The following is a 21,754-nucleotide window of genomic DNA, read 5'->3' as shown; positions in this document are numbered from 1 at the left end:
GAGCGTGGGTTCGTGGCCCGTCGCGCGGAACGGCATTCTGGCGTGTTCGTCCCCCATCGTGCCGCTCGCGCCCCCCTGGCGAGGGCCGGTTCGCGCAATCCTGCAACCGTTTGCAACTCTGGCAGACATTCGCCGCATACATGAAAGTTGCATCAAGCGGAGGGTGGTGCCGTGTCGGCGCAGCACCACCCTCGGCCTATCCGCGCGCATCAGTCCCCTCCGCATGTCCCGGTGCGCGCGGCTCAGTTCTCCCGGCGGCCGTGCGCGAGGGGTTCCGGGCTCAGACCTCGGCCCGCGCCCGCTCGACCACCGACCCCAGGTCGAGCGTGTGCGGCAGCGTCCCGAACGCCCCGCCCCAGTCACCGCCCAGGCGCGACGCGCAGAACGCGTCCGCCACCTCCGGCGGAGCCCACCGCACCAGCAGCGAGCCCTGGAGCACCAGCGCCATCCGCTCGACGAGCCGCCGGGCCCGGGCCTCGATGCCGTCCAGGTCGGCGAGTTCGGTCAGCAGTCCCTTGATCGCGCCGTCCAGCCGGTGGTCCGCCCCGCGTGCCGTCCCGACCTCCTGGAGGAAGGCGTTCAACGACGCCGGCTCCTTCTGCAACGCCCGCAGAACGTCCAGCGCCTGTACGTTCCCCGACCCCTCCCAGATCGAGTTGAGCGGCGCCTCGCGCAGCAGCCGCGGCATCCCCGACTCCTCCACGTAGCCGTTGCCGCCCAGGCACTCGAGCGCCTCGGCCGCGACCGGCGTACACCGCTTCGTCACCCAGTACTTGGCCGTCGGCACCGCGAGCCGCAGGAACGCCCGCTCCTGCTCCGTCCCGGAGTCGTACGCCGCCGCCAGACGGAACGTCAGGGCCGTCGCCGCCTCCGATTCGATCGCCAGATCGGCCAGGACGTTGCGCATCAGCGGCTTCTCGATCAAGACGCCACCGAAGGCGCTGCGGTACGCGGCGTGGTGCACCGCCTGGGCCACCGACTGCCGCATCAGCGCCGACGACCCGATGACACAGTCGAGACGCGTCGCCGCCACCATCTCGATGATGGTGCGCACCCCGCGCCCCTCCTCGCCGACCCTCCTCGCCCAGGTCCCGTCGAACTCGACCTCGCTCGACGCGTTGGAGCGGTTGCCCAGCTTGTCCTTGAGCCGCTGGATGCGGAACACATTGCGCGTCCCGTCCTCCAGGACCCTCGGCACCAGGAAGCACGTCAGCCCGCCGGGCGCCTGGGCGAGGACCAGGAAGGCGTCGCTCATCGGCGCCGAACAGAACCACTTGTGACCGGTCAGGACGTACTCCCCGGCCGCGTCCAGCGGCTTCGCGTGCGTCGTGTTCGTCCGTACGTCACTGCCGCCCTGCTTCTCCGTCATGCCCATTCCGAAGAGCACACCGGCCTTCTCCCCGGCCGGCCGCAGCCCCTCCTCGTACACCTGGGCGGTGAGCCGTGGCTCCCACTCGGCGGCGAGCTCCGGATCGGTCCGCAGCGCGGGCACCGCGGCGTGCGTCATCGACAGCGGACAGCCGTGTCCGGCCTCCGCCTGCGTCCAGACGAGGAACCCCGCGGCGCGTCGCACATGACCGCCGGGCCGGCCCCAGGCGTTCGTCAGACCGGAGGCGACGCCGCGGCCGAGGAGCCGGTGCCAGGCGGGATGGAAGTCCACTTCGTCGATCCGGTTGCCGTACCGGTCGTGGGTGCGGAGCCTCGGAGGGTTCTCGTTCGCGAGAACGCCCCACTCCTGGGCCTGCGCGGACCCCGCCACGCGGCCCAGTTCTTCGAGCTCCCCGCGGGCGGTGGGGAGCAGTTCGGGCGCGAGATGCCGCTCCACCGCCTCGGTGAGCGCCCGGTCGGAGGTGAAAACGTCGTACCCCACCAGGGGTGGAGCCTGGTTGGTCACTGTGTGGGTGGTGGCTGCCATGCCGCTACGGTAAGGAGGTGCAGGCAGCAAATGAAACACCCGAGCGGCCCCCGGGCAGACTCCACCGGGCACGAGTCCTCTACCGCAACGTCTCGAAGCGGAAGATGGTCTGGCTGCTTCTGAAGGACACCGTCAACTCGTGCATCGAGTACCGCATTCTCGGTCTCGCGGCGGAGGCGGCCTTCTTCACGCTCCTGTCCCTGCCGCCCCTGCTGCTCGGCCTGATCGCGCTCCTCGGCTACGTCGACGACTGGACCAGCACCAACACCGTCGCCAGCATCGAGGAGAACATCCTCAACGCCGCCGGAACGGTCCTCTCCGACCGGGGCGTGCGCGACATCGCCCGGCCGCTCCTCGAAGACGTCACCCACGGCAAGCGGCCCGATCTCATCTCCATCGGCTTCGCCATCGCCCTGTGGTCCGGCTCGCGGGCGGTGAACGTCTTCATCGACACCATCACCGTCATGTACGGCCTCGACGGCCACCGGGGCATCGTCAAGACGCGGCTGCTCGCCTTCCTGCTCTACATCATCGCCCTGCTCATCGGCGCGGTCGTGCTCCCGCTGGCGGTGGTCGGCCCGGACCGGGTGGTGGAGCTGATCCCCTGGGGCACCGAGGTCGTCGCCGTCCTGTACTGGCCGGTGGTGATCCTGCTCTCCATCGCCTTCCTCACCACGCTCTACCACGTGTCCGTCCCGGTCCGCTCGCCGTGGGTGGAGGACGTCCCGGGCGCGCTGGTGGCGCTGGCGATGTGGGTCCTCGGCAGCTTCCTGCTGCGGATCTACCTGACCAGCACGGTCGAGGGCCCGACGATCTACGGATCGCTGGCCGCTCCGATCGCCGTCCTGCTCTGGATCGGCATCTCCGCGTTCGCCGTCCTGGTGGGCGCGGCCGTGAACGCGGCGATCGACCGCGTCTGGCCGTCGGTCGCCACCGCCGCGGCCCGCGAGGCCACCGAACGGGCCCGCGCGGTCCAGGCGGCGGAGCTGGTGGCCCGGGCCAAGGCGGCGGTGGAGGACCTGGACGACGACGACCCGGACATGCCGTCGGAGTTCCCCGAGCGATGGTCCCGCTTCCTGCCGCCGGACGACGTGAAGTCCCGGCTGCACACGGTCCGCGAGAAGGACCGCGACCGGGAGCAGCGTTCCTGACGCCGGGCGCCTACGCTCGGAGGGATGTACGAGGAACGCCCTTCCCGGCTGGACGGCGCCGTCGTGTGGACGCGCGGCGCGGTACGGGGCCCCGCGGTGTACCCGGTCCTGCCCGACGGGTGCATGGATCTGCTGTGGTGCGGCGGCCGGCTGTTCGTCGCCGGGCCCGACACCAGGGCGTTCGTCCCGGAGGTATCGGGTTTCCCCTACGCGGGGGTGCGCTTCGCGCCCGGGAGCGCGCCGGCCGTGCTCGGTGTACCGGCCCACGAGCTGCGTGACCGCCGGGTCGCCCTGGAGGAGCTGTGGCCAGGGGCACGGGTGCGACGGCTCGCCGAGCGGATCGGGGAGGCCCCCGACGCGGCGGCTGCGCTGGAGGAGACGGCCCTGGCCGGGGCGAGCGCCGCGCCGCCGCCCGACCCGCTGGCGCGGGCCGTCGTCGAGCTGCTGAACGCGGGCGCCGGGGTCGCCGCCACCGCCGAGGCGGTGGGGCTCGGCGCCCGGCAACTGCACCGCAGGTCGCTGGACGCCTTCGGCTACGGCCCCAAGACGCTGGCCCGCATCCTGCGGCTGCAGCGGGCGCTCGCTCTCGTCCGCGCGGGCGTGTCCCACGCCGAGGCCGCCCTCGCCGCGGGCTGCGCCGACCAGGCGCACCTGGCCCGCGAGACGCGCGCCCTGGCCGGGACCACGCTCGGCGCCTACGTGGCGTTGGCGAAGAGCGAGACGCCGCAGCCGTCGGGGTCGAGCACCACCGCGTAGCGCTGCCCCCACACGGCGTCCCAGGGCTTCAGGTGGCCCGTGGCGCCGGACGCGACCAGGGAGTCGTACACCCTGTCCACCTCCTCCGGACTCGCGCACAGGAACGCGAGCCCCATCCGGTCGCCGCCCCGGGGCCTGGTCCACTCCGGGTCGAAGGAGCGGACGACCTCCTCCGTGTCCCAGGCGATCCGCAGGCCGCCGGGCAGCGAGGCCTCGACGTGCGGGGCGGTGTCTGCGTCGGCGGGGACGTCGAGGCCGAGCCGCCGGTAGAAGGCGAGCGAGGCGGCCATGTCGGAGACGACGAGGCCGATCACATCGAGTCGTGGAGTGGTCATGCCGCCGAGCGTAGGACGGCTCGCGGGCACCGGTCTTGGAGGAATCGGACATCGCCGCGGACCGCCCGCTGCCGTCGCCGTCGCCGTCGCCGTCGCCGTAAGACTTTCGTCATCGGCCGGAGGGACTCCACCGGGTGGTGATCACCGTTGAATGGACACAAGGAGTTCCCCGCACCAGGAGGCCGTGATGAACCGCGTAGGACATCTGCTGACCAGGCCGGTCGTCATCGGCGCGCTCGCGTTCGCGGTGGTGGCGGCGGCCTTCGGGCTCTACTGGTTCCAGCCCTGGAAGCTCTGGACGGACGAGACCGTACGCGAGGGCCTGCCGTCGCCGGTCCCGGCCACCTCGGCCCCCGTCACCCCCGGGGCCACCGACCCCCGAGCAGCCGGCACGATCGCCACGGGCACCCTCATCAGCCATGAGCACAAGACGACCGGCACCGTGCGCGTGCTGCGGCTGCCCGACGGCAGCCGGGCCCTGCGTCTGGAGAACCTGGACACCAGCAACGGCCCGGACCTGCGCGTGTGGATCACCGACGCGCCCGTGCGGGAAGGGAAGGACGGCTGGCACGTCTTCGACGACGGAAAGCACGTCAGCCTCGGGAAGCTGAAGGGCAACAAGGGTGACCAGAACTACGCGCTGCCGGCGGGGCTGGATCTGAACCAGTACTCCAGCGTCAGCATTTGGTGCGACCGCTTCGATGTCTCGTTCGGCGCGGCGGCCCTCAAGACCGCCTGAGAGCAGCCAGGGGCAAAGTAGGGCGATGGTACGGTAAAGAGACTTTCCGCCCGCCTGTCCTGGCCGCTCCAGAGAGGCGACGGTCATGGCCACTCGTCGCATCCCGCTCCCCGGCGTCGGAACGCAGTACGACGTCACCACCGAAGCCGGCCATCACCTCTCGCTCGTCGTCCACCACGACGGCCGCCGCTTCCTCGGCTTCTACCGCGCCGACGACCCCGACTCCTGCGAGTCCGTGGCCCTCGAGCCCGAAGAGGCCACGGCCCTGGCCCAGTTGATCGATCCGGCGCGACTGGACACCATCGACACCGACGGCCTCGACCTCGTCACCGAGCACATCCCGGTGAGTGCCCGCTCGCCGTACGCCGGGCGTCCGCTCGGGGAGACGCGCGCCCGCTCCCGTACCGGGGCCTCCATCGTCGCCGTACTGCGCCGCACCAGCGCCCACCCCTCGCCCCCTCCCGACTTCCGCCTCGCCGTCGGAGACACCCTGGTCGCCGTCGGCACCCGAGAAGGAGCCGACGCCCTCGCCGCGATCATCGGCGGTGGCTGACATGCACAACACCACCGCCCTTCTCATCGAACTCGGCACCCTGCTGCTCACGCTGGGTCTTGTGGGACGGCTCGCCGGCCGGATCGGACTGTCACCGATCTCCCTCTACCTGCTCGCCGGTCTCGCCTTCGGCCACGGCGGTCTGCTGCCGCTCGACGCCAGCGAGGCGTTCGTCGCCGTCGGCGCCGAGATCGGCGTCATCCTGCTGCTTCTGCTCCTCGGTCTGGAGTACAGCGCCTCCGAACTGGTCACCAGCCTCAGGACCCAGTACCCCTCGGGGATCGTCGACTTCGTACTCAACGCCACCCCCGGCGCGGCCACCGCCGTCCTCCTCGGGTGGGGCCCGGTCGCCGCCGTCGCCCTCGCCGGGGTCACCTGGATCTCGTCCTCGGGCGTCGTCGCCAAGGTCCTCACCGACCTGGGCCGCCTCGGCAACCGGGAAACCCCCGCCGTGATCGGCGTCCTCGTCATCGAGGACCTGTCGATGGCCCTCTATCTGCCCCTGCTCACCGCCCTGCTGGCGGGAGTGGGACTCGCCGGGGGCAGTCTCGCGCTCCTGATCGCGCTCGGCACGGTCGGAATCGTCCTGTACTTCGCGCTGCGCCACGGCCATGTCATCAGCAGGGCCGTCTCCTCGGACAACCCCGAGATGCTGCTGCTCGTCGTCCTCGGCCTGACGGTCCTGGTCGCCGGGGCCGCCCAGCAGCTCCAGGTGTCCGCCGCCGTCGGCGCCTTCCTCGTCGGCATCGCGCTCTCCGGCGAGGTCGCGGAGGGCGCGCGCCGTCTCCTCACCCCGCTGCGGGATCTGTTCGCGGCGGTCTTCTTCGTCTTCTTCGGGCTGTCGACCGACCCTGCGGCGATCCCTCCCGTCCTGGTGCCCGCGCTGCTCCTCGCCCTGGTCACGGTCCTCACCAAGATCGGCACCGGCTGGTACGCGGCCCGCCGGGCGGGCGTCGGCCCCCGCGGTCGTCTGCGGGCGGGCGGCGCGCTGGTGGCCCGCGGCGAGTTCTCGGTCGTCATCGCCGGGCTCACGGTCATGACCGAGCCACGGATCGGGCCGCTGGCGACGGCGTACGTCCTGCTGTTGGTGCTCCTCGGGCCGCCGGCGGCCCGCTGGACGGAGCCGCTGGTCACCCGGTTGCGGCACGGGGTCCGGCGCCCCTCGGGCCCGGGTCCGCCGGGGCACGAGGAGATCACCGGGGCAGAGGCCGGCCCCGGTCGCGCACACCCCTGACGGGGGCCTCCGGTCAGCACGGAGCCCCGCACCGGCGTACCGGTGCGGGGCTCTCTCGACTCGTGCCGTCCGCTCTCTACTTGAGGTAGAACAGCCCGTCCGTCGTGATCGTCGGGCGGCCCGACGTGCCGACCACGACGAGCTTCACCGTGTGTGAGGCGCTCGTGGCCCAGGTCCTGGTCCAGATCGCGTTCCGGTAGAGGGTGGTGGTCGACCTGAGGTCGACCGTGGCCGCCTTCACGCCGTCGACGTACACATAGGCCTGGCCCGACGTCGAGGCGCGGGAGACGATCAGTGCGACCGAGCGGCTGGTGACCGTCCAGCTCAGCGACGCGTTCTTGGCGGCGCTGGAGTAGGACCTGCCGCCGAAGTAGCTGCTGGCCGTCTTCGTGGCCCACACGCCCGACTTCACGGCCGCGCTCTCCTGGAGGATCGTCGGCGTCGCGGTGACCGAGGCCGCGCCCCGGTTGCCCGCCACGTCGTACGCCGACAGGGACCAGGTCGTCGCCGTCGCGTACGGAGCCGTGTGCGCCGCCGAGGTGACGGTCGGCCCGTACGTCTTCGCCGTCGGAGCGGTCAGCCGCACGTCGCGCAGCACGCCCGAGTCGGTCGCCTTCCAGGCCAGCGTCAGCGGAACCGCCGAGGCGTTCACCGTGCCGGTCCGCAGCGACAGTTGGGGCCGCGTCGTGAACACGGGCGCCGTGACATCGCCGATCACGGTGACGGCCGCGCTCGTCGCCGCCCTGCTCGTCTGGTGGACGGAGCGGACCTGGACCGTGTGGCTGCCCGCGGCGATCGTGGCCGGCGCGGAGGTCGCCGAGCCCGCGACGGTCGCGACGATCTGCCCGTCGACCAGGAGCTCGTTCCGCTTGATGAACACGGCCGGGGTGGTCGCCCGCCAGTTCACGGTGACCGGACCACGCGTGTAGGACGCCGTTCCGGAGGCCGTCGCGCCGGTGACCGAGGAGACGGCCAGACCGGTGACCGGGCCCGCCGCCCAGGACCGGAGCGTCGCGAGCTGCGCGTACAAGGCGTTGCCCGGGCACTGGGTGTTGTAGCCGTCGCGGTGGCCGTGGATGACCGGGAACGCCAGCTGCGCGCCCTTCGCCCACGACTTGCCGAAGTAGTTGGTGCCCGCGTCGCCCGCGGTGAGGGTCGCCGTTCCGGTGGGGCTCACGCCGTACTGGCCGAGCTTCCACGCGGCCACCCGGGCCACCGAGATCATCGCGGCCTGCGGGGGCGCGGCGTCGGTGTAGGTGCCGAGGACCGAGATACCGGTCGTCTCGGAGTTGAAGCCATAGGCGTGTGCGCCCTGCACGGGCTTGTCGACGCCGCCCTTGCGGCCCTCGTAGACCGTGCCGCACTTGTCGACGAGGAAGTTGTAGCCGATGTCCTTCCAGCCCAACTGCTTGACGTGGTAGGCGTAAATGCCCCGGACCACGCTCGGCGCCTGCTCACAGGTGTAGCTGTTCGACTCGGCGGTGTGGTGCACCACGACCGCCTTGATCTTCCCGCCCGGCAGATAGCCGGGCTCCTCGGGGCTGATCGTCTCGTCCGCTCCCCAGCCCGCCCGGGAGGTGATCGCCGGACGCGGCGCCGTGGACGGCGGGGCGGTGGGGCCGGTCGCCGTCGGGGTGGGTGACGCGGTGGCCGAGGGCGGCGCGGAGGAGGTGGCCGACGTGCTCGGCGCGGGCTCCGTGGTGGCGGGGGCCGTCGTGGGCTCGCCGGGTACGGACTCCGTGGGGGCTGGCTCGGTGGTGGCGGGGGCCGTGGTGGGCTCGCCGGGTATGGATTCCGTGGGGGCGGGCTCGGTGGTGGCCGGCTCGGTGGTGGGCTCGCCCGTCTCGGCGGCGAACGCCGCCGGCTCCATGCCTCCGGATCGGCCCTTGCCCGGGTCGATCATGTCGAGGCGGAGTCCGGCCGGAAGGACGGAGGAGGTCTTCCCGCCGGAGACGATGCGTACCTCCACGCCGTCGGAGGCGCCGACCCAAGCGGGTTCCGTGCCGCCCCGGCGTGCGGAGCTCTCGCCCTGCCCGCTGTCGCCGTCGAGCCGCAGCCAGCGGGACCACGTCCCCGAGCCGGTGGCCCGCGTCCGCGCCTCGATCCTGGCGGGGATCCTCGCCGAGGGGTCGGTCCAGGTCACGCCCAGCATGCTGAACGGCTCGGTGTCCCGCTGCTTCAGGGACGCGCTGCGCCCGCCGTCGCCCGTGCTCAGCGCGACGGTCCGGGTGTCCACCGCCACCGGCCCGGGCCCGGACGCGCCGCTCGGCCCGCCCGGCTGCCCGGTCACTCCTTCGAAAACGAGTACGCCGGTCAATCCGGCGACCACGGCCACGGCCGTGCCCCACACGCGACGCCGCTTCATGCGGCCCACCCCTTGCTGTCTCGATCCCCCGGCGGTCCTTCGGCGGGGAATCTACAGCAGGGTTCAGCGTGGCCAGGGGCCGGGGAACGCGGGGGGCTGGAGGCCCAGGGGTCCGCCCGGCGTTATGCCCGGCTCCGCTCCCATCTGCTCCGGCACCCGCACGTCGATGCGGCTCGGCGGGCCGGGCGTGGGGGGCGCGGAGAAGACGCGTCGTTCCTCCACTTCCAGACTGATGTTGTTCCATTTGTCCGTGAAGTACACCACCGCGGTCCGCTCCAGGTCGGTCCCCGGGATCGACCCGAAGACGACCGGCCTGCGCGCCGTCTTGTCCACGCCCTTGGCCAGTGCCCGCCCGAAGCGGATGTTCCGTGAGACACCGTCGGCCTGGAGGTGCAGGAAGAAGTCCCAGGTGCCGTGGGGGAGGGGCTGTCCCCGGTCGATCGTGTTCAGGTCCAGGTCGAGGTCGAACCCGGCCATGGAGTGGTCCGGCGCCGACGACCCCGCGGGCGTGCCCAGCGACGGCGTGGCCCTGACCGTCACCGGGACCCGCACCTCCGTCTGCGTCTGTCGCCTGCGCAGGACGAAGTCGGTCGTCATCCGTGTCGTCGGCAGTACGTCGATGTAGGCGTAACCGGAGATCCGCAGCCGGGAGTCGCGCCACTCCAGGGTCTGGAGCCGCTGCGGCGTACGGACGGTGTCCGTGATGTCGTAGAGCTCGTCCGGCAGGCCGCCGCGGGGGTCGCGGAACAGCGGATAGGCGCGGTACAGGCGGCCGTTGTCATTGACGATCGGGGCCGGCTGCCCGGGGGCGGGGCTGTAGTGCGCCAGCTCGTCGAGCGCCTGCTCGTTCCCGTGGAGGAACGTGTACAGCTGGATCCAGGCGAGCTGCGAGAGCTCCTTGACCATGTCGTCGGTGAAGTACGTCGCGCACAGGGCGCGGCTGCGCTCCAGCACCTCCCACGCGTACGCGGGGTCGCTCGCCCGTACCCGGACGGCGGGGAGGATCGCCTTGCCGAGCAGGTTGCGGATGTGGCGGCCGAGCATCCGGCGCCGGCCGACCGGGTCGGTCACGCGGTCGGAGACCATCCGCATCACGCGCTCGATGTGCTGGACGGTCTCGTTGGCGGTCCGGGGCCGCGCCGTGATGTTGCCGCCGTCCTCGCGCCGACGCAGGTAATAGCCGTCGTAGTCGCCGACGACGGAGATCGTGCGGGCGGCCAGGTAGGCCTCGGTGACGAAGAGCTGGTCCTCGCCGAACCACAGGTCCTCGGGGTAACGGATGCGGGCCGACTCGATCATCTCGCGGCGCATCAGCTTGGCGCTGTGCAGGGAGCGGTAGATCTCCGAGCGGTAGAGATCGGCGCGCTCGGCGTGCTTGTGGGCCTTGTCGGCGACCGCCCGGCCGAGGCCCACCAGCTTGGCGAGCACGATGTCGCTCTCCTGTGCGTCCGCCATGGCCACGAGACGCTCCAGCGTCTCCAGGCCGAGGTAGTCGTCCGCGTCCACGACGAAGGTGAAGCGTCCCCCGGCGAGGTCCAGCGCCCGGTTCCGCGGGCCGCTCGGCCCGCCGGAGTTGGGCTGGTGCAGCACCCGGATCTGCGGGAAGGCGGCGGCGTACCGGTCCAGCTCGGCGCCGCTGCCGTCGGTGGAGCCGTCGTCGACGGCTATGACTTCCATGCGCTCGATGCCGATGGTCTGTTTGACGATCGAGTCCAGGCACTCGGTCAGATACGGCATGGCGTTGTAGACCGCGACGATCACCGACACGTCGGGAGCCGCTGCGGGGGCGGTGCTGAAGAACGGCGTGCTCATCGCTGATCCTTCGAATGCTTTTCAGGGGAACGCTTGATCGGGATTCTATGGGACCGCCCGCATTGCACCGGCTTTTCCGAGGGCCGCCCGCCCGGTCGGCGGCGCACTCTTCGCTCGCGTGCGCGGGGGCGTACGGAGGTGAGCGAGGGGGCGCGACCCAAGGCGCCGTGCAACCACCGTGTGCGTGTCCGCTACTCAAAGTGACGATTCGCCATTTCTGAGCTACATAGGGTGAGCGCGCTCGGCCGGTCGGCTGGGCAGAGGCGGAACACGGAGAGGTATCCGATGTCGGTCGACACGAGTACGCCCACGACGGCGAGCACGGTGCAGGTGGAGCGGGTGCAGCAGAGCCTCAGTACGGCCGCTGCGAGGAACCTCGCGACAACCACCAAGTCCGAACCCCAGATGCAGGGCATCAGCTCGCGCTGGCTGCTGCGGAAGCTGCCGTGGGTCCATGTCCCCGGCGGCGCCTACCGCGTGAACCGCCGGCTCTCGTACACGGTCGGTGACGGCCGGGTGACCTTCATCAAGAACGGCGCCAAGGTCCAGGTCATCCCCGCCGAGCTCGCCGAACTCCCCCTGCTGCGCGGCTTCGACGACACCACGGCCCTCGGGGCCCTGGCCGAGAAGTTCGTGCAGAAGGAGTACGAACCCGGCCAGGTCATCGTGGGCGCGGGCAAGAAGGCCGACCAGGTCTTCCTCATCGCGCACGGCAAGGTGGAGAAGGTCGGCACCGGAAAGTACGGGGACGACACCATCCTCGGCCGGCTCGGCGACGGCGACACCTTCGGCGGCCAGGCCCTGGCGGGCGCCGGTGGCAAGTGGGAGTTCACGGCCCGCGCGGCGACCGCGGTCACCCTGCTCGCGCTGCCGGTGTCCGCGTACAAGGCGGTGGCGGGTCAGTACGAGCAGCTCCGCGGCCATGTCGAGGCACAGAGCGCCAATGGCCACAAGGTGAACAAGCACGGCGAGGCCGTGATCGACCTCAGCGCCGGCCACTTCGGCGAGACCCCGCTGCCCGGCGCCTTCGCCGACTACGAACTCAAGCCGCGCGAGTACGAACTGAGCGTCGCCCAGACCGTGCTGAAGGTGCACAGCCGGGTCGCCGATCTCTACAACCAGCCCATGAACCAGACCCAGCAGCAGCTGCGGCTCACGATCCAGGAACTGCGTGAGCGCCAGGAGCACGAGCTCGTCAACAACCGTGACTTCGGTCTGCTGCACAACGCCGACTTCGAGCAGCGCATCCAGACCCACTCCGGACCGCCCACCCCGGACGACCTCGACGATCTGCTGAGCATGCGCCGGGGCACCCAGTACATGTTCGCGCACCCCCGCGCCATCGCCGCCTTCGGCAAGGAGTGCAACAAGCGGGGCATCCCGATGGGCAGTGTCGACGTCGACGGCCACCACATCCCCGCCTGGCGGGGCGTGCCGATCCTCCCGTGCGGCAAGATCCCGGTCAGCCCGCAGCAGACGTCCTCGATCATCGCCGTGCGTACCGGCGAGGACAACGAAGGCGTCATCGGTCTCTTCCAGACCGGGATCCCCGACGAGGTCGAGCCGGGGCTCAACGTGCGGTTCATGGGCATCGACGAGAAGGCGATCATCTCCTACCTCGTCAGCACCTACTACTCCGCCGCCATCCTCGTCCCGGACGCCGTCGGAATCCTGGAGAACGCCGAGGTACGTCCGCGTGCCTGAGACCCCGATCCGCCCGGCGAAGGAGGGATGACAAGGTGTCACTGCTGACCCGGATGACCTCCTCGGCGGCCGCGCACGAGGTGGCCGGACTGGTCGACGCGCTGCTCGCCCACCCCGAACGCCCGGGAAAACCGGATCTCTTCGGACCGCCGGCGGACCCGTCGCCGCCGGCCGACGCGGCCGGCCCCCCGCCGGTGCCCGCGGAGCCGGACCTGGGGCGGGCCCTCGCCGGACCCCACGGCCTCGGCACCGCTGCGGCCAGGGCGCTCCTGCCCTCCGCCACCGCCCCGCAGGAGCGGCCTGCGGCGCCGGGCACCGAAAGCCGTCTCTCCAGCACCCGGATCACCACCACACGGATCACGGCGACGCGTGTCGCCGACGCACGCCTTCCCGGAGCCCGTACCCGGCCCCCCGCCGACTGGCCCACGCTGCCCACGGGGCCCACTGGCCGGGGCACCTCGGCCGCCCGCCTCGCGCCCGGTGAGCGCCCGGCGGCTCCGGAGGGCAGGGTGCGGCCTCCCGCGCTGTACTGTCCGCCCGCGGTGCGCGACGACCCCGCCCTCGGCGAGGTGGTCAACGAACGCCTGGTGCAGTGGGCCGAAGAGGTCGGTATCTACCCCGGTCAGCTGGAGAAGGTCCGCTCGGCCGACTTCGGACGTCTGATCATGCTGTCCCACCCCGAGTCCGACGACCCCGACCGGCTGCTCGCGGCGGCGAAGTGCGCCCTGGCCGAATGGGCCGTCGACGACCACATCGTCGACGGTGAGGTGGAGGAAGCCCGCCACGACGTGCTCGGCCAGCGGCTGGCGATCGCCCACTCCGTGATCGACCAGGCCCAGCTCCCGCTGCGCTACGCGCCGCAGCTGGAAGAGGTCGTGCGCCAGGACCCCGTGGCGGTCGCCCTCCGCTCCGCCCTGGACAACCTGGCGCACTACGCCTCGACGACCCAGGTGCGCCGCCTGCGCCACGAGCTGGCCATCATGTTCGTCGCGTACAACCAGGAAGGCGTCTGGCACACCACGGGACAGACCCCGCCGGTGTGGGAGTACCTGACGCACCGCCACGAGAACAGCTTCATCCCGTGCATGGTGCTGGTCGACGCCGTCGCCGGCTACGAGGTCCCGATGGCCGAGTTCTCCGACCCCAGGGTCCGCCGCGCCTTCAACCTGGCCGGTACCGCGACCGTCCTCATGAACGATCTGTACTCGATGGGCAAGGAAGACCCCACGGACTTCAGCCTGCCCATGCTGATCGCCGCCGAGGAGAAGTGCTCGATGCCCGAAGCGGTCGAGCGCAGCGTCCTGATCCACGACGAGCTGATGCACACCTACGAGGCCGAGGCCGCCGCGCTGGCCGCCACCGGCTCCCCGGAGCTGCGCCGCTTCCTCGCCGGGACATGGGCCTGGGTCGGCGGCAACCGCGAATGGCACGCCGGCAGCGCCCGGTACCGCACCACCACCTGACCGCGCGGCGTGCCCGCGCCCGTCCGAACACCCCCCCACACGCAAGGAGTCCCCACCGTCATGACCACTTCCACCGCCGTCGCCACGGACGTGCTGCGCACCGACTACCAGAAGTCGGTCGCGGAGTACTGGAACACCAACCAGCAGGACCCGGTCAACCTCAGGCTCGGCGAGGTCGACGGGCTCTACCACCACCACTACGGCATCGGCGACTACGACCCGTCCGTGCTGGAGGGCCCCGAGGGCACCCGCGACCAGCGCATCATCGAGGAACTCCACCGGCTCGAGACCGCCCAGGCCGAGGTCCTGCTCGACCACCTGGGCACCGTCCGCGCCAACGACCGCCTGATGGACGCCGGTTCCGGCCGCGGCGGCACCAGCTTCATGGCCAACCAGCGCTTCGGCTGCCAGGTCGACGGCGTGAGCATCTCCGAGTACCAGGTCGGCTTCGCCAACGCCCAGGCGGTGGAGCGCGGGGTCGCCGACCGGGTGAAGTTCCACTTCCGCAACATGCTGGCCACGGAATTCGCCACCGGCTCCCGCCGGGGCATCTGGACCAACGAGACCACCATGTACGTGGATCTCTTCGAGCTCTTCGACGAGTTCTCCCGGCTCCTGGAGTACGGCGGCCGGTACGTCTGCATCACCGGCTGCTACAACGACGTCACCGGCGGCCGGTCCAAGGCCGTCAGCCGCATCGACGAGCACTACACCTGCAACATCCACCCGCGCAGCGAGTACTTCAAGGCGATGGCCGCCAACAACCTCGTCCCGATCAACGTCGTGGACCTCACCGCGCAGACCATCCCGTACTGGGAGCTGCGGGAGAAGTGCTCGGTGGCGACCGGTATCGAGGACCCGTTCCTGACCGCGTACAAGGAGGGCAGCTTCCACTACCTCCTGATCGCCGCCGACCGGGTCTGACCGCACGCGCGTCGACTCCGTGACGAAGCCCCCGGCCGGCGCCGGGGGCTTCCTCACGCGCTCAGCGGGCCGCCACCGACAGCGGGAAGTAGCGCGTGAACGGGTCCGGTCCGATGCCCATCACCTCGCCGAAGGGCGAGGCGAGATGGTGGATCACCAGGCCCAGGAAGACGGTCAGACCCACCATGCCCATCGCCATCACCAACTGGCTGGGACTGCGCCCGATCCTGAAGATGAAGAGCAGACAGATCGACAGGATCGCCCCGATCACCAGCCCGGCCCACATCACCGGTCCCAGCGATTCCTGCGAGTCCGACTCCCGCCCCCGGCGGGCGTCGTCGAGCGCACTCAGCTGGCCGAGCAGCTCCAGCGCCGTGACCTGCTGGGCCGGGGTGGCGTCGGTAGGGGCCGCCGCCGCGTGGCGCAACTGCCGCAGGACGGACCAGCCCTGCTCGCCGAGACCGGTGCCCTCGTCCAGGCGCGGCCACTCGTCGCGCACCACATGGGCGGCGTACCGCGCGGCGAGGGCGTCGATCTTCTTGCCCTGGGCCGGGGGCATCCCCTCGGCGAGGACCGTCATCTGGTGCAGGGCGCCCGCCTCGGTGGCGGTGTGGCTCTCGGCGCTGTCCCGCAGATCCCAGACGGTGACCAGGGCGAGGCCGAGCAGCAGCGCGTAGAGGAGGGCGATCATCATCGACATGTACTCGGCCGCCTCCTCACCGCTCTCCTCGTCGTCCCCGTCGGGCTGGTAGCGGCGCCAGACGATGACCGCGCCGGCGGCCAGCAGAGCGGCGACCAACCCGAGGACCAGCATCTCGACCACGTGGTTCATGACGCTCCCTCGGTGGGTCCCTCGATGGACGGCTGGTCGGTGGTGCGGCCGGTCCTCCCGTCACGACCGGCGTGACGCCACGGCAGCCACCACCCCCGCGGGAATGAGGAGTAGGAGCATGAAGGCGACGACGGTGAACGGCCCCTCGCGCCGGGGAGTGCCGCCCGCGCGCACGGGCATGAGACGCGGGCTGGCGTCCTCGGCGACCGGGGGTTCCTCGGCGCGCGCGTCTCCCGGCGGCGGCGCGACACCGGCGTCCCGTGCCTGCCCGTCCCGTGCCTGCCGGTCCTGTGCCTGCCCGTCCCGTGCCTGGCCGTCGGGCGTGATCGCGCCAGGAGGCCGGCCGGCGGCCTCGTTCCTCCGGGGCGTGGCGCGAGCGTCGGTGCCGGCGAGCGGCAGCGTGGGAAGCGCCAGACTCTCCAGGGCCAGCGCGGCGAACGGCGCCGCGGCGGCGGCATCGTCCGCCGCACCGGCGCCCGCTTCCTCACCCGGACCCGTCCCCGCCACGTTTCCGGCCGCGCCCGGAGGAGCCGCTCCGGGCGCGGCCGCGGCTCCTTCCGGAACCGCCCCTCCGGGGGCGACAGGACCGAGGACGCCCGGGGGCAGAGCCACCCCCGGGGCGGTGAGCAGCGAGGAGAACGGCGAGGCGCCCGGCGCCGTCCCGGCGGCACCACCCGGCGCGGCGGCTCCGGGGGCCGCGGGAACGCCCGGCGCCGCGAGAAGTCCGGACGGGGCCAGGGGCCCTGGGGGCACGAGCGCCCTCGGCGGAGGTACCACGCCGGCGCGTACCAACGCTCCGGGCGCGAGCGCCGATGCCGCCCCCGGAGCCCCGGGCGCGGCAGGAGCGCCCGGGGCTCCCGGGACCGTGCCCCCAGCGCCCGGGAGACCCGCACGCGGCGCCGGTCCCACCGTGAAGCGGGTGGTCGCGCGGGCCGGCAGACTCGGCGCGGTGACCTCCGCGCCCGAAGGCCCGAGAGTGGCGACCTGGTCGCTCCCCCGCACTTCCGGCACGCTGCGGTACTCACCCGGCGGCAGCCCGCCGACGCGCGCGACGCAGACCGCGGTGGCCCCCGGCGGTACCTCCGGCGGATTCCCCGGACGGCCGCCGCAGACGATCTCCGACGGCCGGAGCTCCGGGTCGGTGAGCCGGATGTCGTACACGGTCCGGTTGCCCGGATTGCCGATGACGTACTGGACCACCGCGGACGACCGGGTGAGCGCACGCACCGACACACCGAGCCGCAGCGCGCCGCCGACCCCCCGGTACCCGGCGACGGCGGAGGCCTGGGTCCGTACCCCGATGGAGGGGATCTCGCCCCACGCGTGGACGGTGGCCGTGTGCGGGCCCGGCGCCGCCACGGCCCGCGCGGTGCACGTGACGGTGGACAGTCCGCGCATCGGGAAGCTCCGCCCGCCGGGGCAGACGACCCCGCCGGGCACGGCGGGGTCGTTCACGGTGACGCGCCGGAGGTCCGCGCCGCCACGGTTGGTGAGCACGTAGCGCCTGATGACGGGGTGTCCGACACGGATACCGGTACGTTCGGCCTCCCGGCCGGGCCGCGTGTTGATGGTCACCGCCAGGTCCAGGGAACGGGCGCCCGCACCGTCGGCCGCGGCCGACGGAACGAACGGGGCGGCCAGCGGCCAGCCGGCCGCATGGGCCGTCAGAAGCAGCACCCCGGCGGCGACAAGCACCGTTCTGGCGCGGGCGATGGGGGGTCTGACCCACATGGAGGCATTCCTTCCCGGGTCCTCGGGTGTGCCGGACTGCGCCCAGCGTCGGACGAGGGGAGGGGTGAAGACAGCGGAGGGACCCGCTCATTGCGCTGCTCGTGGCCGAATCCACCACGATGGCGGACCCGCACCCCCGGCGGACAGCCGGACCCGCACGCCCCGACGGACGTCCACGCGGCCGCCGCGTTAAATCGCTGGCGGTGCGTCGGGGCCGGGAGTAGGGTCCCGTCCTGTCGGTCCGCGCGCCGCAGCAGCGCGCGAGGAGAGGGAACCAGGAGGTGAGGACATTGATGACGGTCACGGTGACGGGCACTGCCCGCGATCAGGAGTTCATCGTTCCCACCCCCGTGGTCTCCGGCTGACACCCACTCATACACCTGCGCGTCACGCGCGCGTGCCGGGGCCACCCTTGTGAAGGGTCACCCCTTGTCCGACATCTCCTCTCAGGCTCCGACGTCCTCGCACCCGCTCTCGCCGTACGGCTGGAACGACGCGTGGGAGGCCGAGTTCGCCCCGTACGCCGCCCAGGGACTGCTTCCCGGCCGGGTCGTACGCGTCGACCGGGGCCAGTGCGACGTCCTCACCGCCGACGGCGTCGTCCGCGCCGACACCGCGTTCGTCACCCCGCACGATCCGCTTCGGGTCATCTGCACCGGTGACTGGGCCGCCGTCGACACCGACGGCAACCCCCGCTACGCGCGGGCGTATCTGCCGCGCCGGACCGCCTTCGTCCGGTCCACCTCGTCCCAGCGGTCCGAGGGCCAGATCCTCGCGGCCAACGTCGACCACGCGATCATCGCGGTCTCGCTCGCCGTCGAACTGGACCTCGGGCGGATCGAACGCTTCCTCGCCCTCGCCTGGGAGTCCGGCGCGCAGCCGCTCGTGGTCCTCACCAAGTCCGACCTCGTACCCGACCCGGCCGGGGTCTCCCACCTCGTCCAGGACGTCGAGTCCGCCGCGCCCGGCGTGCAGGTACTGGCCGTCAGTTCCGCGACCGGGGAAGGCATCGAGATGCTCTCCGCGATCGTCTGCGACGGCACGAGCGTGCTGCTCGGGATCTCCGGCGCCGGGAAGTCGACCCTCGCCAACGCCCTGCTCGGCGAGGACGTCATGGAGGTCCGGGCCACCCGGGACGTCGACGGCAAGGGCCGGCACACCACGACCACGCGCAACCTGCTCACCCTGCCCGGCGGTGGCGTGCTCATCGACACCCCCGGGCTGCGCGGCGTCGGGCTCTACGACGCCGAGAGCGGCGTGGGCCAGGTCTTCTCCGAGATCGAGGAGCTGGCCCGGGACTGCCGGTTCCACGACTGCGCGCACGGGACCGAACCCGGGTGCGCGGTGCTCGCCGCGCTGGAGGACGGAACGCTGCCCGAGCGGCGGCTGGACAGCTACCGCAAACTGCTGCGGGAGAACCAGCGCATCGTCGCCAAGACCGACGCCCGGCTGCGCGCCGAGATCCTGAAGGACTGGAAGCGCAAGGGCGCCGAGGGCAGGGCGGCGCTGCAGGCCAAGCGCGGACGGGTCCGGTAGCCCGAGCCACGCCCAGCGCGGTGTCCGAAAACCGCCGGACCGGCCCCCACCGCCGGCGCACACTGGACCCGTGATGGACGAGGACACCAGGTACGAGGCGGTGAGCAGCCGCGACGCCCGTTTCGACGGCGAATTCTTCTTCGCCGTCGAAACGACCGGCATCTACTGCCGGCCGAGCTGCCCCGCCGTCACCCCCAAGAGGAAGAACGTCACGTTCTTCCCCACCGCGGCCGCCGCCCAGGGACACGGCTTCCGCGCCTGCCGCAGGTGCAGGCCGGACGCGGTCCCCGGGTCGGCCGCGTGGAACGTCCGCGCCGACGTCGTCGGCCGCGCCATGCGCATGATCGGCGACGGCGTCGTCGACCGGGAGGGCGTACCCGGCCTCGCCGGGCGGCTCGGCTACAGCGCCCGGCAGGTCCAGCGCCAGCTCACCGCGGAGCTGGGCGCCGGACCCGTCGCGCTCGCCCGCGCCCAGCGGGCCCACACCGCCCGTCTGCTGCTCCAGACCACCGGACTGCCCGTCACCGAGATCGCGTTCGCGTCCGGCTTCGCCAGCGTCCGGCAGTTCAACGACACCATCCGCCAGATCTACGCCCGCACCCCCAGCGAGCTGCGGGCCGAGTCCGGCACCGGAACCGGCCCCCGGACCGCCCTCGCCGCGGGTGTCCCGCTGCGCCTCGCCCATCGCGGCCCGTACGCCGCCCGTGAGGTCTTCGACCTCCTCGCCGACGAGGCGGTCGAGCGGGTCGAAGAGGTCGTCGGCGCGCCCGGCGCCCGCACCTACCGCCGCACGCTGCGCCTGCCCTCCGGCTCCGGCATCGTCGCCGTCGACGAGAAGTCCGCGGGCCCGTGGCTGGAGGCGCGCATCCACCTGACCGACCTGCGCGACCTCACCACCGCCGTGCAGCGGCTGCGCCGGCTCTTCGACCTGGACGCCGATCCGTACGCCGTCACCGAACGGCTCGGCGCCGACCCCGTCATCGGCGCGCGCGTCGCCGCCCGCCCGGGCCTGCGCTCGCCCGGCGCGGCCGAGCCGGAGGAGTTCGCGATCCGGGCGCTCGTCGGCCCGGCGGAGAGCACGCGGCTGGCCGAGAGGTACGGAACCGGTCTCGACACCACCTGCGGCGGGCTCACGCATCTCTTCCCCGAGCCCTCGGCGCTCATGGACCACCCGGTCGCCGGGCCGCTGGCGGCCGCGCTCGCCGACGGGTCCGTACGGCTCGACCCGGGGGCCGACCGCGACGAGGCCGAACGGGCGCTGCTCGCCCTGCCCGGAGTCGGCGCGCGGACCGCCGCTCTCATCAGGATGCGCTCACTCGGAGATCCCGACGTGGCGGCCGACGAACGCGCCGCTCGGGAGGAATGGCGGCCCTGGCGGTCCTACGCCCTGCGCTACCTGGCCCTCGCGCCGTGAGCCGTGGCACCGTGGACCGATGATCACCATCGACAGACTCGCACCGTCCGACCGCGGCGACTGGGAAGCGCTCTTCCGCTCGTACATCGACTTCTACGGGCGGACCGAACCGGCGGCGATGTACGAGCGCTCCTGGCAGGCGTTCCAGGAGGACACCCGGCTGCACGCCCTCGGCGCGTGGCTGGACGGCCGGCTGGTCGGCATCACCCACTTCTTCGTCCACCCCAGCACGTCCGGCCCGGACGTCTGCTACCTCCAGGACCTCTTCACCGCTCCCGAGGGACGCGGCAGGGGCGCGGCCCGGGCTCTGATCGCCGCCGTCACCGAGTGGGCGGAGAAGCAGGGCTGCTGCCGGGTCTACTGGATGACGCAGGAGACCAACGCCACCGCCCGGCGGCTCTACGACCAGGTCGCCGACAACCGCGGGTTCATCAAGTACCAGATCGACCTGCCGGCGAACGCCTGACCGGTCCGCGCGCCGGAGCGAGCTGAGCGCCTGCCGGTCCGCACGCCCGGACGCGCCGAAAGACTGCCGCCCGACCGGTTCGCGGACGGCGCTAGGTCGTGTCCGGAAAGTCTTGCCTGGCGGGCGACGCCCTGCACGCACGCTCGCCGCGTTGCCGACATGCCCGAGTAGCTCCGCTACGAGGGCATCCCGGCGCCTTGCGATCGCACGCACCGGACGCCGCGCGCCCCGCCCTTCGGGCGGACGGCCATACTTTCCGGACACTCCCTAGAAAGACGCGTCGGGAGACCGGTCGGCGCCCAGGCCCCAGCTGTGGATCCGCAGCGGGTGGATCCGGATGACCTCCTCGCTGAAGTGCGGGCCGAGACTGTGGGGTCCGACCAGCAGTTCCGCCTCACCGCGGATGTCGACGCCGCGCACCCGCCACGGGCTGACGCTGACGATGTCGTCGACGACGAGCGCCACCTTCGGGTTCGCCCGGAGGTTGCGCCACTTCTTCGTACGGCCGAGGGCCATCCCGCCGACCAGGATCGTCCCGTCGTCCTGCGGGAAGAAACCGACCGGGTTGGCCTGCGGCCGGCCCTGCGGGTCGACCGTGGCCAGGCGCCCCAGCCGCTGGCTGCCGAGATAGTCGCGCTCGGCGTCGCTGAATGCGGTCATGGGGCTCAGGATGGCGCGCCCGCGCCACGGAGCGCATCGGCGATCGGTCCTAGTCCGTGCCGTCGAGGTCCTACCGTCGAAGTCCTAGGTCGGCGGTCCCGCTCACCGTCCCGGTCCGGTCCGGACCACCGCGCCCGGTAGCCCCCGACACCGCTCGGGCGTCC

At 72.3% G+C, this 21,754-nt stretch carries 18 protein-coding genes; 11 read left to right on the top strand and 7 right to left on the bottom strand.

All coding sequences use genetic code 11. The features are described 5' to 3' along the window. Positions 1-280 precede the first annotated feature (280 nt). On the bottom strand, positions 281-1,915 hold the full coding sequence (locus tag ACZ7J0_RS03610; RefSeq protein ID WP_470883592.1) for an acyl-CoA dehydrogenase family protein: 1,635 nt from the start codon (positions 1,913-1,915) through the stop codon (positions 281-283). Between the two features lie 17 nt (positions 1,916-1,932). On the opposite strand from ACZ7J0_RS03610, the gene ACZ7J0_RS03605 reads away from it, so the two are divergent. Further along, a complete protein-coding gene (locus ACZ7J0_RS03605; RefSeq protein ID WP_470883590.1) occupies positions 1,933-3,066 on the top strand; it encodes a YihY/virulence factor BrkB family protein in 1,134 nt (377 codons plus the stop codon). A gap of 24 nt (positions 3,067-3,090) precedes the next feature. Beyond that, positions 3,091-3,822 (top strand): DUF6597 domain-containing transcriptional factor, encoded by a 732-nt coding sequence (locus tag ACZ7J0_RS03600; RefSeq protein ID WP_470883588.1) that lies wholly within the window; start codon positions 3,091-3,093, stop codon positions 3,820-3,822. On the opposite strand, the gene ACZ7J0_RS03595 is transcribed toward ACZ7J0_RS03600, so the two are convergent. Continuing rightward, a complete protein-coding gene (locus ACZ7J0_RS03595) occupies positions 3,762-4,157 on the bottom strand; it encodes a VOC family protein (RefSeq protein ID WP_470883586.1) in 396 nt (131 codons plus the stop codon). The two genes, ACZ7J0_RS03600 and ACZ7J0_RS03595, sit on opposite strands and share 61 nt — an antisense overlap. A gap of 187 nt (positions 4,158-4,344) precedes the next feature. Between ACZ7J0_RS03595 and ACZ7J0_RS03590 the strand changes: the two genes are divergently transcribed. The 3 genes from ACZ7J0_RS03590 (at position 4,345) to ACZ7J0_RS03580 (ending at position 6,683) form a co-directional block, all read left to right on the top strand. Continuing rightward, positions 4,345-4,896 (top strand): DM13 domain-containing protein, encoded by a 552-nt coding sequence (locus ACZ7J0_RS03590; RefSeq protein ID WP_470883584.1) that lies wholly within the window; start codon positions 4,345-4,347, stop codon positions 4,894-4,896. A gap of 85 nt (positions 4,897-4,981) precedes the next feature. Beyond that, positions 4,982-5,449, top strand: coding sequence for a cation:proton antiporter regulatory subunit (locus tag ACZ7J0_RS03585; protein ID WP_470883582.1), 468 nt, complete (start codon positions 4,982-4,984; stop codon positions 5,447-5,449). 1 nt (position 5,450) lies between these two features. Then, positions 5,451-6,683 carry a cation:proton antiporter gene (locus ACZ7J0_RS03580; protein WP_470883581.1) on the top strand — a complete coding sequence of 411 codons (1,233 nt, stop codon included), beginning with the start codon at positions 5,451-5,453 and terminating at the stop codon, positions 6,681-6,683. A gap of 76 nt (positions 6,684-6,759) precedes the next feature. Here the strand turns inward: ACZ7J0_RS03580 and ACZ7J0_RS03575 are convergent, their stop codons facing one another. Together ACZ7J0_RS03575 and ACZ7J0_RS03570 are read right to left on the bottom strand one after the other, a co-directional pair. After that, on the bottom strand, positions 6,760-9,048 hold the full coding sequence (locus ACZ7J0_RS03575; protein ID WP_470883579.1) for a peptidoglycan recognition protein family protein: 2,289 nt from the start codon (positions 9,046-9,048) through the stop codon (positions 6,760-6,762). A gap of 63 nt (positions 9,049-9,111) precedes the next feature. Continuing rightward, positions 9,112-10,860 carry a glycosyltransferase gene (locus ACZ7J0_RS03570; protein ID WP_470883577.1) on the bottom strand — a complete coding sequence of 583 codons (1,749 nt, stop codon included), beginning with the start codon at positions 10,858-10,860 and terminating at the stop codon, positions 9,112-9,114. Positions 10,861-11,145: 285 nt separating this feature from the next. Here ACZ7J0_RS03570 and ACZ7J0_RS03565 point away from each other — a divergent pair, with 285 nt between their 5' ends. The 3 genes from ACZ7J0_RS03565 to ACZ7J0_RS03555 are packed head-to-tail and all read left to right on the top strand — an operon-like array spanning position 11,146 to position 14,951. Next, a complete protein-coding gene (locus tag ACZ7J0_RS03565; protein ID WP_470883575.1) occupies positions 11,146-12,564 on the top strand; it encodes a family 2B encapsulin nanocompartment shell protein in 1,419 nt (472 codons plus the stop codon). A 35-nt stretch (positions 12,565-12,599) separates the two neighbouring features. Next, positions 12,600-14,027, top strand: coding sequence for a family 2 encapsulin nanocompartment cargo protein terpene cyclase (locus ACZ7J0_RS03560; RefSeq protein WP_470883573.1), 1,428 nt, complete (start codon positions 12,600-12,602; stop codon positions 14,025-14,027). A 60-nt stretch (positions 14,028-14,087) separates the two neighbouring features. Then, entirely contained in the window at positions 14,088-14,951 is an 864-nt protein-coding gene (locus ACZ7J0_RS03555) for a geranyl diphosphate 2-C-methyltransferase (RefSeq protein ID WP_470883571.1), read from the top strand. Between the two features lie 61 nt (positions 14,952-15,012). Here ACZ7J0_RS03555 and ACZ7J0_RS03550 read toward each other — a convergent pair whose 3' ends face one another. Continuing rightward, entirely contained in the window at positions 15,013-15,783 is a 771-nt protein-coding gene (locus tag ACZ7J0_RS03550; RefSeq protein WP_470883570.1) for a bestrophin-like domain, read from the bottom strand. A 60-nt stretch (positions 15,784-15,843) separates the two neighbouring features. Further along, the gene (locus ACZ7J0_RS03545) at positions 15,844-17,514 is read right to left on the bottom strand and encodes a hypothetical protein (RefSeq protein ID WP_470883569.1); all 1,671 of its coding nucleotides are present in this window, start codon (positions 17,512-17,514) and stop codon (positions 15,844-15,846) included. A 429-nt stretch (positions 17,515-17,943) separates the two neighbouring features. On the opposite strand from ACZ7J0_RS03545, the gene rsgA reads away from it, so the two are divergent. The 3 genes from rsgA (at position 17,944) to ACZ7J0_RS03530 (ending at position 20,930) form a co-directional block, all read left to right on the top strand. After that, positions 17,944-19,050, top strand: a complete 1,107-nt coding sequence (rsgA, locus tag ACZ7J0_RS03540; RefSeq protein ID WP_470883567.1) for a ribosome small subunit-dependent GTPase A — start codon at positions 17,944-17,946, stop codon at positions 19,048-19,050. Positions 19,051-19,123: 73 nt separating this feature from the next. Then, the gene (locus tag ACZ7J0_RS03535) at positions 19,124-20,464 is read left to right on the top strand and encodes a DNA-3-methyladenine glycosylase 2 family protein (RefSeq protein ID WP_470884115.1); all 1,341 of its coding nucleotides are present in this window, start codon (positions 19,124-19,126) and stop codon (positions 20,462-20,464) included. Positions 20,465-20,483: 19 nt separating this feature from the next. Beyond that, on the top strand, positions 20,484-20,930 hold the full coding sequence (locus tag ACZ7J0_RS03530; RefSeq protein WP_470883565.1) for a GNAT family N-acetyltransferase: 447 nt from the start codon (positions 20,484-20,486) through the stop codon (positions 20,928-20,930). A gap of 267 nt (positions 20,931-21,197) precedes the next feature. Here ACZ7J0_RS03530 and ACZ7J0_RS03525 read toward each other — a convergent pair whose 3' ends face one another. Further along, a complete protein-coding gene (locus ACZ7J0_RS03525) occupies positions 21,198-21,590 on the bottom strand; it encodes a PPOX class F420-dependent oxidoreductase (protein WP_470883563.1) in 393 nt (130 codons plus the stop codon). Positions 21,591-21,754: the final 164 nt, after the last annotated feature.

The organism is Streptomyces sp. NPDC038280 (genome assembly GCF_055600045.1).
Note: the sequence above shows the minus strand (reverse complement) of the source record. Positions and strands in the feature narration are given on the sequence as shown.

What these genes read in the sequence shown, in the direction of transcription:
- ACZ7J0_RS03610 (WP_470883592.1), bottom strand. Translation starts at nt 1,915, where the DNA reads ATGGCAGCCACCACCCACACAGTGACCAACCAGGCTCCACCCCTGGTG.
- ACZ7J0_RS03600 (WP_470883588.1), top strand. Translation starts at nt 3,091, where the DNA reads ATGTACGAGGAACGCCCTTCCCGGCTGGACGGCGCCGTCGTGTGGACG.
- ACZ7J0_RS03595 (WP_470883586.1), bottom strand. Translation starts at nt 4,157, where the DNA reads ATGACCACTCCACGACTCGATGTGATCGGCCTCGTCGTCTCCGACATG.
- ACZ7J0_RS03590 (WP_470883584.1), top strand. Translation starts at nt 4,345, where the DNA reads ATGAACCGCGTAGGACATCTGCTGACCAGGCCGGTCGTCATCGGCGCG.
- ACZ7J0_RS03585 (WP_470883582.1), top strand. Translation starts at nt 4,982, where the DNA reads ATGGCCACTCGTCGCATCCCGCTCCCCGGCGTCGGAACGCAGTACGAC.
- ACZ7J0_RS03580 (WP_470883581.1), top strand. Translation starts at nt 5,451, where the DNA reads ATGCACAACACCACCGCCCTTCTCATCGAACTCGGCACCCTGCTGCTC.
- ACZ7J0_RS03575 (WP_470883579.1), bottom strand. Translation starts at nt 9,048, where the DNA reads ATGAAGCGGCGTCGCGTGTGGGGCACGGCCGTGGCCGTGGTCGCCGGA.
- ACZ7J0_RS03570 (WP_470883577.1), bottom strand. Translation starts at nt 10,860, where the DNA reads ATGAGCACGCCGTTCTTCAGCACCGCCCCCGCAGCGGCTCCCGACGTG.
- ACZ7J0_RS03565 (WP_470883575.1), top strand. Translation starts at nt 11,146, where the DNA reads ATGTCGGTCGACACGAGTACGCCCACGACGGCGAGCACGGTGCAGGTG.
- ACZ7J0_RS03555 (WP_470883571.1), top strand. Translation starts at nt 14,088, where the DNA reads ATGACCACTTCCACCGCCGTCGCCACGGACGTGCTGCGCACCGACTAC.
- ACZ7J0_RS03550 (WP_470883570.1), bottom strand. Translation starts at nt 15,783, where the DNA reads ATGAACCACGTGGTCGAGATGCTGGTCCTCGGGTTGGTCGCCGCTCTG.
- ACZ7J0_RS03545 (WP_470883569.1), bottom strand. Translation starts at nt 17,514, where the DNA reads ATGTGGGTCAGACCCCCCATCGCCCGCGCCAGAACGGTGCTTGTCGCC.
- ACZ7J0_RS03535 (WP_470884115.1), top strand. Translation starts at nt 19,124, where the DNA reads ATGGACGAGGACACCAGGTACGAGGCGGTGAGCAGCCGCGACGCCCGT.
- ACZ7J0_RS03530 (WP_470883565.1), top strand. Translation starts at nt 20,484, where the DNA reads ATGATCACCATCGACAGACTCGCACCGTCCGACCGCGGCGACTGGGAA.
- ACZ7J0_RS03525 (WP_470883563.1), bottom strand. Translation starts at nt 21,590, where the DNA reads ATGACCGCATTCAGCGACGCCGAGCGCGACTATCTCGGCAGCCAGCGG.